11 protein-coding genes are annotated in these 15,304 nt (G+C 66.1%); 3 read left to right on the forward strand and 8 right to left on the reverse strand.

The window, feature by feature from the left end; all coding sequences use genetic code 11:
• Positions 1-232: 232 nt before the first annotated feature.
• The 3 genes from AC0T5L_RS25850 to AC0T5L_RS25860 form a co-directional block, all read right to left on the reverse strand.
• Entirely contained in the window at positions 233-967 is a 735-nt protein-coding gene (locus tag AC0T5L_RS25850) for a lysostaphin resistance A-like protein (RefSeq protein ID WP_476168090.1), read from the reverse strand.
• Positions 968-1,109: 142 nt separating this feature from the next.
• A complete protein-coding gene (locus AC0T5L_RS25855) occupies positions 1,110-1,826 on the reverse strand; it encodes an ABC transporter permease (RefSeq protein WP_476168091.1) in 717 nt (238 codons plus the stop codon).
• Positions 1,827-1,909: 83 nt separating this feature from the next.
• Positions 1,910-2,794 (reverse strand): ABC transporter ATP-binding protein, encoded by an 885-nt coding sequence (locus tag AC0T5L_RS25860; protein ID WP_476168092.1) that lies wholly within the window; start codon positions 2,792-2,794, stop codon positions 1,910-1,912.
• 164 nt (positions 2,795-2,958) lie between these two features.
• On the opposite strand from AC0T5L_RS25860, the gene AC0T5L_RS25865 reads away from it, so the two are divergent.
• Positions 2,959-4,077 (forward strand): histidine kinase, encoded by a 1,119-nt coding sequence (locus AC0T5L_RS25865; protein ID WP_476168093.1) that lies wholly within the window; start codon positions 2,959-2,961, stop codon positions 4,075-4,077.
• A complete protein-coding gene (locus AC0T5L_RS25870) occupies positions 4,074-4,676 on the forward strand; it encodes a response regulator transcription factor (RefSeq protein WP_476168094.1) in 603 nt (200 codons plus the stop codon). The genes AC0T5L_RS25865 and AC0T5L_RS25870 overlap by 4 nt, the downstream gene beginning before the upstream one ends.
• A gap of 225 nt (positions 4,677-4,901) precedes the next feature.
• On the opposite strand, the gene AC0T5L_RS25875 is transcribed toward AC0T5L_RS25870, so the two are convergent.
• Together AC0T5L_RS25875 and AC0T5L_RS25880 are read right to left on the reverse strand one after the other, a co-directional pair.
• Positions 4,902-8,333, reverse strand: coding sequence for a phosphodiester glycosidase family protein (locus AC0T5L_RS25875; protein WP_476168095.1), 3,432 nt, complete (start codon positions 8,331-8,333; stop codon positions 4,902-4,904).
• A 491-nt stretch (positions 8,334-8,824) separates the two neighbouring features.
• On the reverse strand, positions 8,825-9,448 hold the full coding sequence (locus AC0T5L_RS25880) for an RNA-guided endonuclease InsQ/TnpB family protein (protein WP_476168096.1): 624 nt from the start codon (positions 9,446-9,448) through the stop codon (positions 8,825-8,827).
• Here AC0T5L_RS25880 and AC0T5L_RS25885 point away from each other — a divergent pair.
• Entirely contained in the window at positions 9,429-9,641 is a 213-nt protein-coding gene (locus AC0T5L_RS25885; RefSeq protein WP_476168097.1) for a hypothetical protein, read from the forward strand. The two genes, AC0T5L_RS25880 and AC0T5L_RS25885, sit on opposite strands and share 20 nt — an antisense overlap.
• Before the next feature lie 307 nt (positions 9,642-9,948).
• Here the strand turns inward: AC0T5L_RS25885 and AC0T5L_RS25890 are convergent, their stop codons facing one another.
• The 3 genes from AC0T5L_RS25890 to AC0T5L_RS25900 all read right to left on the reverse strand — a co-directional run bounded on the left by AC0T5L_RS25890 (position 9,949) and on the right by AC0T5L_RS25900 (position 15,050).
• On the reverse strand, positions 9,949-11,463 hold the full coding sequence (locus tag AC0T5L_RS25890) for a GntP family permease (protein ID WP_476168098.1): 1,515 nt from the start codon (positions 11,461-11,463) through the stop codon (positions 9,949-9,951).
• A 67-nt stretch (positions 11,464-11,530) separates the two neighbouring features.
• Complete coding sequence (locus tag AC0T5L_RS25895) at positions 11,531-13,906, reverse strand: cytochrome P450 (protein ID WP_476168099.1); 2,376 nt, start codon at positions 13,904-13,906, stop codon at positions 11,531-11,533.
• Positions 13,907-14,363: 457 nt separating this feature from the next.
• Positions 14,364-15,050 (reverse strand): IclR family transcriptional regulator, encoded by a 687-nt coding sequence (locus AC0T5L_RS25900; RefSeq protein ID WP_476168100.1) that lies wholly within the window; start codon positions 15,048-15,050, stop codon positions 14,364-14,366.
• Positions 15,051-15,304: the final 254 nt, after the last annotated feature.

Genomic DNA, 15,304 nt, shown 5'->3' on the forward strand with positions numbered 1-15,304 from the left:
ACCGACAGTACGACGACACCGCGCCGCTGCCCTGTTACCTGAGCGACCCGAAGGTGGGGTGGTCGTTCTCCGGCGGCCTCGTCCTCGGACCGCAGAGACGGCCTCGTCCTCGCCCGCGGCTACGCCTTGGGCGTCACCACTGCTCCACCTCCACGGGCCGCCCACGCCGCGTCGACATCCAGCGGTCGCCGCGGCCCGAGTGCGAGGTGGATCAGGTCGGGCCAGTAGAGAATCAGGCTGGGCCGGTGGTTCCGGTGATGAGCACATACAGTGGAAGGGCGAGGTTATTGGCGGCGTGGACGGCCACCGCGGGCCAGATGGACCCGCTGCGGCGCATCACCTCGGCGGCGATGACGCCCACCACGAAAGCCGCGGGCAGGACGATGTTGATGCCGTGGAAGAGCGCGAAGATCGCCGAGCTGCCGAGGACCCCGACGACGGGCCCGTAGCGCAGCAGGGCGTTGGTGATGACACCGCGGAAGAGGAACTCCTCGCCGATCGGGGTCAGCACGGCCAGGAACAGGATGGTCAGGATCAGGGCGACCGCGCCTCCGCCGGCCGCGTCGTAGTACATGCCCTGGGGGTCGTCGTCGAACCCGGTCAGGGCGGTGATAGCGAGGACCAGCGCACCTTTGACGACGAGCGCGATCACACCCCACACCGCACCCGTGAGCATCCAGCGCCAGGTGGTGCGACGGATGCCGAAGGCCGCCAGGGAGCGGATGCGCACCGCCGCGGCCGCGGTGAAGCCGACGAGTCCGGCGACGCCCGACCAGGCGGCCACGACGAGCCCGTACGCCACCGGGCCCGGGTCCAGGGGGCTGGCCGGGCCGAGGAACACGAGCGCGACCACGGCGGCGGACAGGGCGAGCAGGCCGACCACGATCTCGGGCCAGCCCGGACGCACCGGTGGGGTGCCTGCGGCGGGGACGTGGTTGTGCGGGTGGGCGGGGTGCTCTGTGGACATGACGGAGGACTCCTTGTTCTCTTGAACGCTTCGGTGGTCTCCTGGCCGGGGCTCGACGGGGGCACGGCCCCCGTGTCGGCTAGGAGCCACCGGCCCTGCGGTTCACGACGGCCGCGGAGCAGGCCGCCGATGACTAACCCGGTCAGTGCCGGGGTTCCCAGCGGAAGACGCGGACGGCGAGGGTGACGGCGACGACGACCCAGGCCAGGGCCGGGGCAAGGAGGAACAGGGAGTCCGCAACCGGGACGCCGCCGTTCCAGGCGTTGACGGCCAGCTCGGCGGCCGAACCGCCGGGGAGCAGCCGCTTGAGCAGGGTGAGCTCCTCGGTACCGGTGAACCCCACCCACCCGGACACGGAGAGGACGCCGATGAGGACGGGCAGCGTGGTCACCTGGGCGTGCTCGGGAGAGTTGGTCACCCCGGCCGTGGCCAGCGCCAGGCCGAGCATCATGATCACCGTCGTGAGGACGGTCACCGCCAGGAGGAGAAGGTTGGCCGGCGGGTCGGCGACCACGGACAGCACGGTCAGGATCACGGCCACCTGGACGAGTGTGATGGCGGTGACCGGAATCAGCAGCCCGGAGAGGATACGGGGATCGTCCACCGCCGTGGAGCGCAGCCGCTTGAGGAACAGGTTCTGGCGGCGGGAGGCGAGCGTGGTGACAGCGGTGGTGTAGAGCCCCATCGCCACCACGAGGAACAGCAGCACCGCAGCGACGGCGCCGAGGTCCAGTGCCGGGATGCGCTCGTGCAGGTACATGTAGAACGCGCTGGTCGCAGCGGGCACAACGAGCGCGGTGACCAGCACCAGCCGGTTTCGGAAGATCTGGATCAGCTCACTGTGGGCGATCGCGAGCATGGCGGAGGTCCTTGTCCTGGAAGGTTCGAGAAGGGCGGTGATCGGACCGAACGGACGCGGTGGTCCGGAGCGGACCGAGTGGTCTACTCGCTGCCGATGGAGCGGAAGACGTCGTCGAGCCGGGTCGGTCCGGCCTCCAGGTCCAGCAGCTCCACGGCGTGGTCCTGGGCCCAGCCGAGGAGGAGGTACAGGTCCTTCTGAAGGCCGAGGGTCTCGACGAGGAACCTCCCATCGCTTTCGCGTGCGGCCGGCAGCGGCAGCTCCGGCGCCGACGGCGGAAGGGAGAAGCGGACCGTGGCCGGCAGGGTTCGCGTCAGTTCGGAAACGGTCCCCTCCCGGTGGAAGGTGCCCTGGTGCATGAGTCCGATGCGGTCGGCGCGCTGCTGGGCCTCCTCCAGGTAGTGCGTGGTGAGGACGACGGTGGAGCCGTCCTCGCGCAGCCGGTCCACGGCGTCCCACAGGTCGTCCCGGGACTGGATGTCCAGGCCGGTGGTGGGCTCGTCCAGGAAGATCAGCTCCGGCGTGCCGTACACGGCGGTGGCGAAGTCCAGGCGACGCTTCTCGCCGCCGGAGAGCTGGGACACCTTGACGCCGGCCTTGCGCGTGAGGTCGACGATGTCGAGCAGGCGCTCGACCCGGTCCGTGCGCTGGGTGAGCTTCCCGATCAGCCGGACCGACTCCTTCACCGTCAGGTCCGGGGAGAAGCCGCTCTCCTGCAACATGATTCCCGTCCGGGGCCGCACGGCCCGGCGGTCGCGCGGGTCACGTCCGAAGACCCGCACGGTGCCCGAGGAGGCGGAGCGGTGACCCTCGACGGTTTCCAGGGTCGAGGTCTTGCCCGCCCCGTTCGTGCCGAGCAGGGCGTAGAACTCCCCGCGCCGCACCTGGAAGGACAGGTCTTTGACGGCGTGGAAGTCGCCGTACTTGAGGTTCAGACGTTCGACGTCGATGACTGGTGTAGAGGACATGTTCCCCATTGCAGCTTTTGACGCGCCCATTCGGCAGTGCGGCCACGTCACCTCTTCGCCGTGACATTTCTCCAGGTGAAGACATGACGTGGTGTCACTGGTGGTGCCGCGGAGCAGGAAGAATACTGAGGCGTCCCCCGCTGCCCGATCCCGGAAAGGCTCACATGACGTCCGAGCGCACCGAGGCGACGCAGGGACAGTTGCGCGTGTACAACCTCAACATCGTGTTCGCGTCGCTCTCCGCCGTAGGGGCACTCCTGATCTCGATCAATGCCGAGACCTGGGGTCAGGCCACCGTCCTGGGCCTGGGCGTGGTGGCGGCCCTGGTGGCCGTCCGGGGGTGGACCGCGGGCCGCCTCTCACGCGTCACGCTTCCCTGCCTGGTCGTCGCATCGGCTGTGTGGCTCTTCGGGGTGCTGGTGCTGGACGCCGCGTCCGCGTCCTACGGCATCTCCATCGTGGGCACGATCGTCGTCTTCCAGCTACCGCGCCACCACCGTCGCGCGGCCGCACTCGGGCTGGTCGCCTTCGCCGCCGCGGTGGTCGCGGTGAGGTTGGCGATGTCACCCGGGCAGGTTCTCGGCGTTCTGCTCGAGTACGCCGTCGGCTCCACGAGCGTCGCCGTGGTGGGGTTCGTCCTCGCGTTCCTCAGCCACCTGGTCTCCGGCCTCGTCACAGAGCTGGAGGAGTCACGGGAGCGCGACGCGGAGCTGGCCGTGGCCCGAGAACGCGTGCGCTTCGCCGGTGATCTGCACGACATCCAGGGCCACACGCTCCACGTGGTGAAGCTGAAGGTCGCGCTGGCCCAGAAGCTGGTGCACAGCGACATCGACCAGGCGGAGCGGGAGCTGAGCGAGGTGCACGAGCTGGTCGGGGACACCATCACCCAGACCAAGGAACTCGCCTACGCGCAACGGCGGCTCAACCTGTCCGCGGAGCTGGAGAACGCCAAGAACCTCTTCGAGGCCGCGGGCATCCTTGTGCGCGTCGGCCGCCAGGCCGAGGTCGACACCCGTGCGAGCGAGCTGCTCGGCCAGGTCCTGCGGGAGACGACGACCAACATCCTGCGTCACGCCCAGGCCGGGCAGGTGCGGATCACCCTCTCGAGGGCCGGCATCACCATCGTCAACGACGGCGCGCACGAGGACGTGACGCCCGAGCTCAGGGGGCTCTCCACCCTCAGGGACCGGGTGGAGCGCGACGGCGGCACACTGACGGTGGAACGGAAGGACGGGCGGTTCCTGACCGCCGTGACATTCACGCAGTGGAAGGACGACCGATGACCACCGTGGTGCTCGCCGACGACGAGGCCCTCCTCCGCAAGGCGCTGGCGTCGCTGCTCCCGTTCGAGGGCGAGATCACCGTGCTCGCCGAGGCCGAGGACGGGGAGGCTGCCGTCCGGGCCACACTGCGCGAGCGGCCCGACGTTCTGGTCATCGACCTGGAGATGCCCCGTGTGGGCGGGCTCTGCGCCGTCGCGGAGATCCGCCGTGAGCTGCCGGACCAAGTGATCCTGATGCTGACCCGCCATGCCCGGCCCGGGGTGCTCCGCAAGGCCCTGAAACTCGGCGTCCAGGGCTTCGTCAGCAAGTCGGCGGAGCCGACGCACATCGCCTCGGTGATCGGGACCCTGCACGGAGGCAAGCGGTGGGTCGACCCGGACGTCTCCGCGCTGGCCGTCGTCGACGACTGTCCGCTCACCGACCGCGAGCTCGACGTGCTACGGGCGACCAGCGAGGGTTACTCAGCCGCTGACATCGCCGCCCAGCTCCACCTGGCGGAGGGCACGGTGCGCAACTACCTGTCCAACGCGATGCAGAAGACCCAGACCCGGACCCGGCACGAGGCGGCGCGGTACGCACGCGAGCACGACTGGCTCTAGGTGAGCGTGTCCAGGAGGCGCCTGGACTGAGTACAAGGCGGGGGGAGCCGGCGGCGGCGCTGCGACGCTCTCCCTTGGCTCCCCCGCCTCAGCCACTGCACGCCTACACCGGGAGGGCCCGGCTGCCGTTCTCCACCCGACGCGGGCACCCTCACCGACCACTACGACGGGTTCGACGACGACATCGCCGCAAGCGACGATGTGACAACCCTCTATAGTCTGCTGTCAGGGCGTCAATGCGATAGTGACCTGTTCGGTGACGCCGTTCACGGTGACACCGAGGTCGATGGTTGCCGCCGCCAGCGCGCTGAACTGGCCTGTTGCCGGGTCGAACGCGGCGACGTGATCGGCCTCGGCCTCCTTGACCGATCCGATGTGGACGTCGTCGGAGCCGAACCAGTCCGCGCTCACCGGGTAGATGACCGGTACCGCGGTGCCGTCGTTGTCCACCGTCGCGGTGACTTCGGCCTGTTCACCGACATCAACCGAGGCTGGCGCGTCCAGTTTCAGCCCGTCCACGTGGGGACGTAGTTCGGTCGCTATCCAATCCGCCGCGGGCCTGCCGTCGGCGTTGACGCCCCACAACGACCAGCCGGTGAAGCCACCCTCCGAAGGACCAGCCGAGGGGTTCTTGCCGACGTTGCCGTTGATGACGTAGGGCACGCCATCCACCCGGCTAGCGTGGAACACGCCAGCGTGCGCGCCGATGAAGGCCGCACCCTTGCCGGTCTCGGACTGGAACCCGGCCAGCCAGCTCTCGACGGTGTCCGCCTCCTTGCGGTCCGACAGCTCGCTCGCGTTGGTGGGCAACGGGTCGCGGAAGGGCACGTGCTGGGCCACCACCACCGACCTCACGGCGGGGTCGTCGGCCGCGTCGTTGAGCTCTTCGCGCAGCAGCGGTAGCTGTGACCAGTCGCTGGCCTGGTAGGAGAACCGAGCCGTATCCAGGAAGATGAACCTGGTGCCGTGGTGGTCGACCACGTGGTGGGTGTCCCCGAACACGTTCCGGAAGTTGTCGAGCGTGCCCTCGGACACCTCGTGGTTGCCCGGCACGTAGTAGTAGGGCAGCTCGCCCTCCAGTTCCTCGTCGAGGATGCGCCGGGCCAGCGCGAAGTCCTCCGGTGCGGCCTCGTCAACGAAGTCGCCGTTGATGACGAGGAACTCGACGTCGCTGGCGCGGATCTCACGGAGTGCGCGCCGGGTGTAGGCGACGATCTCGCTGTCCGGGTCACGGGCGACGAACTGTGCGTCGGACACGACGGCGAACCGCCAGTCCTGGCCGGCCACGGTCTCGCCGGGCGTCACCACCGGATCGACGACCGGTTCGGTGGGTGGCACGTCCACCGGTGGCGGCACCATCGCGGTCAGCTCGTCTACGATCACCTCGCCGTGGTAGCTCGCGTCCGGCTCGGTTTCGGCGAAGTAGACGCGGCGTAGCGACAGCGGGTACTGCGTGCCCGGCGGTACGTCGAAGACCAGCTGCCGCCAGCCCGGTTCGTCGAGGTAACCGGCACGCAGCGCGGGCAGCAACTGGCCGGCGCCATCCCAGACCTGCAGGCTGGCCCACTCCCCGTCACCCTCGGCGTGCACCCAGGCACGTAGTTCCTGCGGCTGGCCGGGGATCTCCAGTTCCTCGCCGGGTGGCAGGATGCCGCCGGTACGGGTCCCGGTCGAGGTGGTGAAGTCGTAGGTAAGCTCCACCGCGTCACCGTCCCGGCCCTCAGTTACCGCAACATCTCCGTCGGCGCGCTCACCGAAGTAGGACCAGCCGGCCGCGTCCTCGAAGTCGGCGACGACGACCTCCTCCAGGCCGACGGTGACCGCGATGGTCGTCTCGACGTCAGCGACCCGGAAGGTGGCGAGCGTGGCTCCGCTGTCGGTGGCTGCCTGGATCTCGAACCGCCCGTCCGCGGTCGCCGAAACCTGCGCGACGGTTTCGTCGATGGTCAGTTCGAGATCGGCCGACTCGACCGGCGCGGCGAACCCGTGGGTGTCGTAGCCGGTCACCCCGACCACGGTGGACGCTTCGGAGCCGGCGAGCCCCACCCGTTCGGGTGTGGTCTCGAGCCGGGTCAGCTCATCCAGCACGGTCAACTCGATGTCCCCCGTGGCGCGCTGCTTGCTGGCGGTGACGGTAGCTGTGCCGGCCGAACGAGCGGTGAACACGCCGTCGCGGTCCACTATGCCGACCCGGCTGTCGTCGGATCGCCAGTTCGAGTCGGACTCGACCGGTGCGTAGGTCTCGTCGTGACCGGCCGCGGTAAGCGTCCGCGTCAGGCCGGGGAACACCCGGTCGGGTCGGCTGGGTGCGGCGTAGGCGGAGCCGTCGACACGTTCGGAGTCGATCTGGGGCTCGACCCAGAAGCCGTCGAGCTGGCCGCTGCCTTCGGGGGCGAACAGGGCGAGTCCGTTGGGTACGAGACGCTCCGCTCCGTCCGAGGGCCGGTTCTCGACCCGCACCTGTTCCGCTCCGGGGGTTCGCGCCACCATGGTGGCCGAACCGCCGCCGTCGAGGTTGAGTGCGGTGTGCGCACCGGCCTCGACCATCATCTCGCCCATCTCGTCGAGGCCGACGCCCTCGGCGAAGGACGGCTGCCGACCGTCGACGCTGAGCAAGTACATCTGTGAGCCGTCCGCGGAGAATCCGACGGCCATACGCGGAGCACCTGGAGTGTTGTCGCTTTCACTGGCCTGCTGGACCTCACCGTCGACGACGAGCATCTGACGGCCGTTCAGCGCGGCGTGGAGCTCCTGGTCCTCGCTGGCCCGTGCGTCGTAGTCAATGCTCACCGGATCACCCACGGCCAGGTCGGACAGTGTCTCGGCGCCGTCTTCGCGACCGACCAGAACGAAGGCGTCGTCGGCGATCTCTCCCTCGCGCGGTCCGTCCACGATCTCGGTGACCACACCGTCGATGACGACGACCTCCAGCGTCTCCGCCGCGTCCTCGACCACCCGGCACCGGCAGTATGTCCCCCACAACGGGGTGAACGCGGCGATCTCACCGATGTCCAGTGCCGGTTTGTTGATCGCGTCCAGCGCTGGAGTCTCCCCGGTCGGCAGCTCGATGGTGCCCTCGAAGAACACCTCGCCGATCGAGCCGAGCCCGTCGGGCGTGAAGATCGCAGCAGACTCACGGTAGTCGTTGGTGATCGGGGACTGGAGCAACTCACCGCTCTGCACGGCCACGCCCTGCGGCGCGCCGGAGGCGTTGATGTCGAAGAAGTCGCCGTTCACCGCGGCGACCGCGCCGGCCTGGTTCGCTTGGGCGCTCAACGGCTCCCGGTCGGCCACTTGGCCGGGGAACAGGTAGTCGACGCTGACCCCGCCGGTGAGGTCGGCGGTCAACAGGTCGGCCTGCAACCAGTTGGGCCTCCCGGTGTAGCTGTCCGGTCCGTAGGTCTCGAACGAGTTCAGCGTGATACCGGGGGCGACCGGGCGTTCGGCGTTGAACGTCTCCAGTCGCGGTTCGGGGTCGTCGACCGGTGCGATCGAGCCGCCCGGTGGGATCTCGACGGTCTCACTGAACCCGGGGTGGTCGCGCGGGTCGTCGTGCGTCGTGCTCGCACCTGCGACCGGAGCGAGGGTGAGGGTGAGGACGGAACCTGCGGCTACGGCGGCACTCGTGTGTGAGCGGATCGACCACCGGCGATTCATGGAAGCCTCCGGGCGACTGGGATAGCGGGGGCCCGATGCGTTAACTTCCTACCAGAAAGCCGATCCGTTGTGTAGGAAGTGAACAAACCTCGAAGCTCATTCAGGCCACAGGCCGGAGCCATCCATTCGAGGACTTGACCTGCGAATACGCCCAATCACCGTCAGTGTTGAGATGGTCCCTAAATAGGCCTCCTCGTATCCAGATTTCACCTGAAGACATCTCATTCGTCATGAAGGGCCCGACGGCATGCGTTAGAGACTGTTGGGTACGCGGGTGTGATCGTTGAGTTATAAGGGCGCCCCCGGTCCACGGACACGGCGACGGCCCCGGAACAATCACGTGGTACGTGCCAATGCGACGATTCCGGTGCCGCTGATGCCCGAGCCTGCCCCTCCAGCCTCTCCGACACCGCAGCAGAGACACGGCCGAGATCGTGACAGCGAGCCCAACGGGCGAACATCATCGCGCTCACGCTCCCGCGTCCTGGCGCTCATCCGTCAAACCCCGGCATCCATCCCTGCGGACCTTGGCGTGAGCTTGGAGGAGTTCGAGCTGTAGTCCATCGATCACAGGCCGGAGATTCGCATTGTGTCGGGCCGGGCGCGCCGCAAAATCCCAGTTCATGCGGGTCGCGGCTGCTCATCTCAGAGACCGTCGCACTGATGGGGCCAGGGCGGGACCGAGATGGGACCAAGCCCGAGTCGATCCCGATATCGTCTGTGGTTTCGGGAAGCGGCTTGTCGTCCACTTCGACGACGAACGAGGCGCAGTACCGGCCCGCGGCGTCCTTGATCATCGTGACCGTGGCCGGGGTCGAGGGCAGGGCCCGTGACCACCGCACCGTCACCTCACCCGCCTTGGGCAGGGACAGCTTGCCGGCCTCGGTGATCTTCCAGCGGGCGTTGGCGGTGAAGCGGACCGACTGCCGGTGGTCCTTGCGGGACTGGAACCGGGGCGGGCCCAGCTGGGGGCGTTTGCCCTTGAGGGAGTCGAAGAAGTTGCGGTAGGCGGTGTCCAGGTCGCGCAGGGACTGCTGGAGGATGACGGCGGAGACCTCGCCCAGCCAGGACCGTGCCGCGGTCCTCTTCGCCTCGGTGACCAACCGCGTGGACAACTCCCCGGTGGTGGGGAAGGCCACACCCTCGGCCCGCGCGCCCGACGCCCTGTGCGCCACCCTGGACACCCTGCCCGAGGGCGTGCGGGTGGGCACCAGCGCCCCGCGCCGCATCGGCCAGCGCCGGCACTCGGCGATCGGCTGGCTGACACCCGTAGGTTTCGAGAAGGGGCAACCGGGCACCGTGGCCTGAGAATCCAGAAACACGGCTCCACCAAACTCAGTACATGCCAGGGTGGAACAGTGGGCCACCGGAAAGATCACGCGCACCTACGTTTACCTGGTCACGAACCTGTCCGCGGAACAGATGGGCCCGGACCGGTTGGCGTACCTGGTGCGCTGCACTGGCGGATCGGGGCGCTACATACCTCCGGGACGTCAGCTTCGGTGAGGATGCCTGCCGGGTGCGGTCGGGTACGGGTCCTCAGATCAGTGAAAGGCGCAACCGGTGCTCGGCAACGGCGATACAGCCTGGTGATTGGGGCGTCTCGCCGATGTCGTCAGAAGACTCCGAGGAAGAGCCCGAGCGCGACTGTCACCGCCACACCGACGATCGGGACGATGACAGTGACGACGCCGATGTCCTTGTAGGACTCACGGTGGGACAGTCCGCAGACCAGCAGCAGCGTGATGATCGCTCCGTTGTGGGGCAACGAGTCCAGACCCGTCGAGGCCATCGCGGTCGCCCGGTGCATCACTTCTACGCTGATCCCCTGGTCCGCGGCGAGCACGGTGAGCTCCTCGCCGAAGGTCTCCAGAGAAATCGTCAACCCCCCGGATGCGGATCCTGTGACGGCGGCGATCCCAGATGTCGACAGGATTGAGGTGATGAGCGCGTTCTCGCTGATCGTGAAGATCCCGTCCCGAATCACCATGAAAGCCGCGAGAGAAGCGATGACCGCGCCGTAACCGATCTCGCTCGCTGTGGTGGCGGCGGGGAGGACCGCGTTCTTCGCACCTTCCGAGATTCCGCTGACGAACTCACGGATCGAACCGAACTTCAGGACGAAAATCGAGACAATGCCGACGACCATTCCGGTCGTCACCGACCACAGGCCGGCCACGCCGGTGATTTCCGTGGCGCCGTACGCGTCCTCGGCGAGGTACCCCGTATCCATCGCGGGGAGGATCGCATAGGTCATCAAAGCGTTGGTCATTACCACGACCAGAACGGGGAGGAATCCGAGGATCCCATGCAGAGCCGTCCCACCGCGCACTGGCTGTGTAGTCCCCGACCTTTGCTCAGTGAGCATTGCCTGGGGGACAGCACTCCCGCCGGTGGAACCGTCGGCCCTGTCACGGCTGCCTGACTCTGCCGGACCCTTCATCCCGGTCACGGAGCTGCCGTTTTTACGCTCAGCATCGGTCATGTCCGAGAACGACTCTCCGGCCGCCCGCAGCTTTGCCTTGCGCCAGTTCAGCCACGCCAGGCCAAGAGAGAACACAACAGCGCCGGCGATAAGACCGAGGAACGGGGCCGCGAACGTGTTGGTACCGAAGTAGAGAGTCGGAATCGTGTTGTGGATCTGTGGTGAACCCGGCAGTGCTGCCGTTGCGAAGGTGAAGATCCCCAGTGCGATGGCTGCCGGCATCAGCCGCCGAGGAATGTCAGCCTTCTCGAACAGCACCACGGCAATCGGGTAGATACTGAAGACTACAACCCAGGCGCTCACACCTCCGTAGGTAAGCAGCGCGGTCGCCAACACAGTAACCAGGATCGCCCGGTTCGCCCCGAGGAGACGGGCAATCCAGCCGGCGAGGTTCTGCGCGAAGCCGCTGAGCGACATGAGTTTTCCGAAGACCGCCCCTGTCAGGAACAACGGGAAGAACTTCGCGATGAACCCGCCCATCGCCGGCATGAAGATCTGGGTATATGTCGCCAACACAGGCGCACCCGCGAACAGGACCGCCACCAACGCGGCCAGCGGAGCGACCGCGATAACCGAATGCCCCCGATAAGCCAGGGTAATCAGCAGGATAAGTGAAAGAGCAATCCCTGTCAGGCCGAGTATCATAATTCCTTCATTTCTGCACTGCCTTATGAGGCAGGCCTCTGCTTGGGGGGAATCGAAGGTGTATGTGCTACATTCCGAGCACGATCCGCTCTTCAAGGGAGCGTGAGCAGCACGCCATCATTCGGTCGCCGCGGCGTCGCTCCGCCGATGCCAGGACAACGTCGCGATGGTCGATACCGCCTTCGAGGACGGGAATTTCACAGGTTCCGCAGAGCCCTTCTTCGCAATTGGAAGGGATCCGGTATCCGGCTTCACGCAACACCTGCAAGACTGTCTTGTCCCGAGGAACCCTTACCTCGCGAGCGGAATCTTCGAGCACTAGGTCGAACTCGCGCTCCTTCTCCGGATCCAGACCACCGACCTGCGATGCGAAGTGCTCGACGACCAGGGCTCCCTCGGGCCAATCCGCGCTGGCCGCGGTCAGCGCATCGATCATCCGCTGCGGTCCGCAGGCATAGACATGCAGGGCTCCGGATTTCGCCTCCGCGTCGACCGACTCCAGCACCCGCGCCAGGTCAGCACGACCGCCTTCATTCGCACAGTGGACATGCACACGATCAGCGTGCTTGGCCTGCAGTTCCTGCAGGAACGCCATGGACTCGCGCCGCCGGCCCAGGTAGTGGAGTTCGTACGGGACGCCCTGCTCGAAGGCCCAGTCAGCCATCGCCCGAATGGGCGTGATGCCGATGCCGCCGGCAACAAAGAGGAGGCGCGCAGGGGAATGTGGGAGACGGAAGTGGTTCCGGGGCCCCCGGACAGCGACGACATCGCCCTCGGAGAGGTTCTCGTGCACCCAGCGGGAGCCGCCCCGGGAGTCCTCCTCCTTCCGGACCGCGATCTCATACCACTGTGGACGGCCAGTCCGCACGGGGCATCCACCCGTGGACGTCCCGGCATCGCGGGGGCCACACAGCGAGTACTGACGAACCAATCCGGTATCCCCGCAGACGATGCTCACATGAGCGCCCGGAGTGAATTGCGGCAACGGAGTCCCATCAGCGCTGGACAACCGGATGTGTCGGACGCCGTGTGCAGCGTCCGACACGTGGTCGACCCGCATCGGTCGGCTCTGGTGCTCCTCGGTGGGCTCTCCGATATTAACCTTGAGCTTCGGGCTGAGGACACCGGGATCCCTTCGCTCGGGATTCTCCTCTGGATTCCAATCCACCCACAGGTGCTCCGGCCCACGGAACGACGTGTTCGGCACATATGTGAACTCTTGTTCCGCCAACCGCATATGCGGAATCCTGCTTGTGAGTTCTTCGAGGAAGATCTGTATCTCCATCCGAGCCAGGTTCTTCCCCAGGCACTGGTGCGCCCCGTATCCGAAGGTAAGATGCTCGTTCGACTCATCGCGGTAGATATCAACCAGCTCTGGATCCTCGAATCGCTGCGGATCATGATTTCCCGAGGATGAAACCATCAGGATCCGCGATCCTTCAGGAACCTCGACACCTCCCACAAGCGTGTCGCGCGTCGTGATTCGCCGCCAGGCCGCCTGTGAGCCGTTGTGACGCAGGCACTCCTCCACCGCGTTCGGTATCAGTGACGGGTTCTGGCAGATCTCATCCCAGGTGTGCCGGTTCTCAAGCAGGAGCTTCACCGCGTTCGCAGTCGCATTCGCGGTGGTTTCGTGCGCAGCGACGATCCCCGCCATCATCATCGAATGCAGGTAGGAATCGGTGACGACCTCCGGTATCTCCCCCTGTTTGCGCACGCCGTACTGCATCCAGCCGTCCTCATCGGGATTGCGACGCATGTAGTCCAGAACCTGACCGGAGTATTGCCAGAAATTGCCGACGGCGTGGGCGACCGCGATCTGCTCCTCCGGCTCTGGCCGCCCCCAGGTGTTGACCGTGTGGGCGATCGAGTAGCGGCGGAGCGCTGGCCTGTCCTCATCAGGAACACCGAGGAAATCCAAGGCTACCGTGAGCGGGATCTCCCAGAACATCTGGTCGACCAAATCCGCCTTTCCTTCGTCAATGAATGCGTCGACATACTCACGAGTCAAGCTGCGAACCATCGACTCGCGATGCGCGAGATGCTCGGCGTCAAAGGGTCCCATAAGCGCCCGTCGCCGAGCCATATGGTCCGGCTCGTCCTCATTGACCAGCGTCCGTTTCATTCCATAGTCGTACGAGGCCAGCACATCATTAGCCTCATCAGACGTCGGTGTGATCTTCTCCAATGCCACCGATGGGGAGAAAGTCTCGTTGTCACGGAAGATCGCTTTGATGTCCTCATACCGTGTGACGACCCAGTAGCCCAGTTGAGGGCTGTAGAAGACGGGCTCTTCCTCCCGCGACCAGGCGACGTACGCCGACGGATCCTGCTGGTAGCTGTCACTGAACGGATCGAACGAGGCAGCCCGCTCCGAAGAGACTGGACAGCCGGAGGGCGCCGCGACGCGTCCTGCGCCGGTTCCTCTCTGGACAGGACCCATACCCCTACCCGCTTCCACATATCGCGCATTACGTCACATTTATCGCACAACGTAGCGTGGATCACAGTCGCTCCACAAGGGGCAGGAGGTGTCTGGGATGGCTGTGGGCCGCGGCAACGCCCCTGGCAGGCCGGTTGTGTGGGCGAGATCGGTGTCTGACGCCAGGAGGTTGATGTGGGTGGACCGCAGGTGTTCTCGTTGGAGACGACGCGTACCGTGCTCAGCGTGTGATCCGTCGAGAACCTCGTTCACCACGGTCGGCAGGACCGCACCCACAGAGGCATGGCGAGTCGGTCGATCCGTCAACGGGAGCGCGTAGCGTGGGTGACTTGCTGGAGGGCCAGGGCGACCTCGGAGAACGTCAGCTGCCTCGCGAAGGGTCCCATGCTCCGCGAGGGGTCTCACTCGGCTCCACCGTGTACGCCGGGCCTTGTCATGGCCTTTTTCGTGAGCCTTCTCAGGACTTCGTCAGCATGTTCCGTAGGGTATTACGCACCCCGTCAAGGTGGGGGAGAATATCCTCAACCCGGAGGTCCTGCATCCCTCCGAGACGAATCACACCAACGGACGCTTCGACCTGCAGCGCCTCAAATTCCCCGAGACCGACTGCCATCCCTGCAGTTCCCGGCTGATTCTCTCCGGAAGTCACAGAATATCCGCGCCGACGGGCGGTCTTGACCGCGGAGGGTTCTCCTGAGCGTGCTGGCCTCTGCGCGAGGATTGCTATACCGTCCGCCCCTCTTTGAAGGGGGTGCCGAAAACCAATCTGGAATCGGATGCCCAGAGACTCGATTGCCACGGGCTCCGCGACAGCCAATGCCAGTGCTTGCCCAGCGTCCTCGACAGCGATGAATGCCGTCATCCCCACCTCGTTTGCGAGGTTCTGAATAACCGGTTGGGAGACGACACGAAATTGGGACATGAACCTGTGACTGACAGCAAGAACGCCGGAACCAAGGCGATAACAGCCATCGGTTCCCTTCTGCGCGAACTGGCGACTTTCCAGTGTATCCAGAATCCGATATGCGGCTGCCCGGTGGATACCGAGAGCAGTGGCAAGATCCTGAACGGTTATCCCGTTACTTGAACGTGAGATTACGTTGATGGCTTCCAATCCCCGGTCCAGGGTTCTCAACATTGCCATGTGCGCACCTTACCTCTTCCGCGAAATAGGACCTGATAAAGATCATACACCCCGATGAGAACAAAGTTCCGAAGGTGCACGTACCTAATGGGCTTTAGCACTCCAGGCGGACTTCGTGATGTTGGTGGCGTGCGCATAGACGCGACCCTCGTCAGCCATTGTGAGTTGCGCGGACTTAGCTTGTCGTTTAACCTCCGCCCGTGGCTCGGGCACCGCTCCGGCCACGGGTTTCGTCGTTCCCCCGACAACAGGCA

It is taken from the genome of Nocardiopsis sp. TRM 82005, from assembly GCF_056312425.1.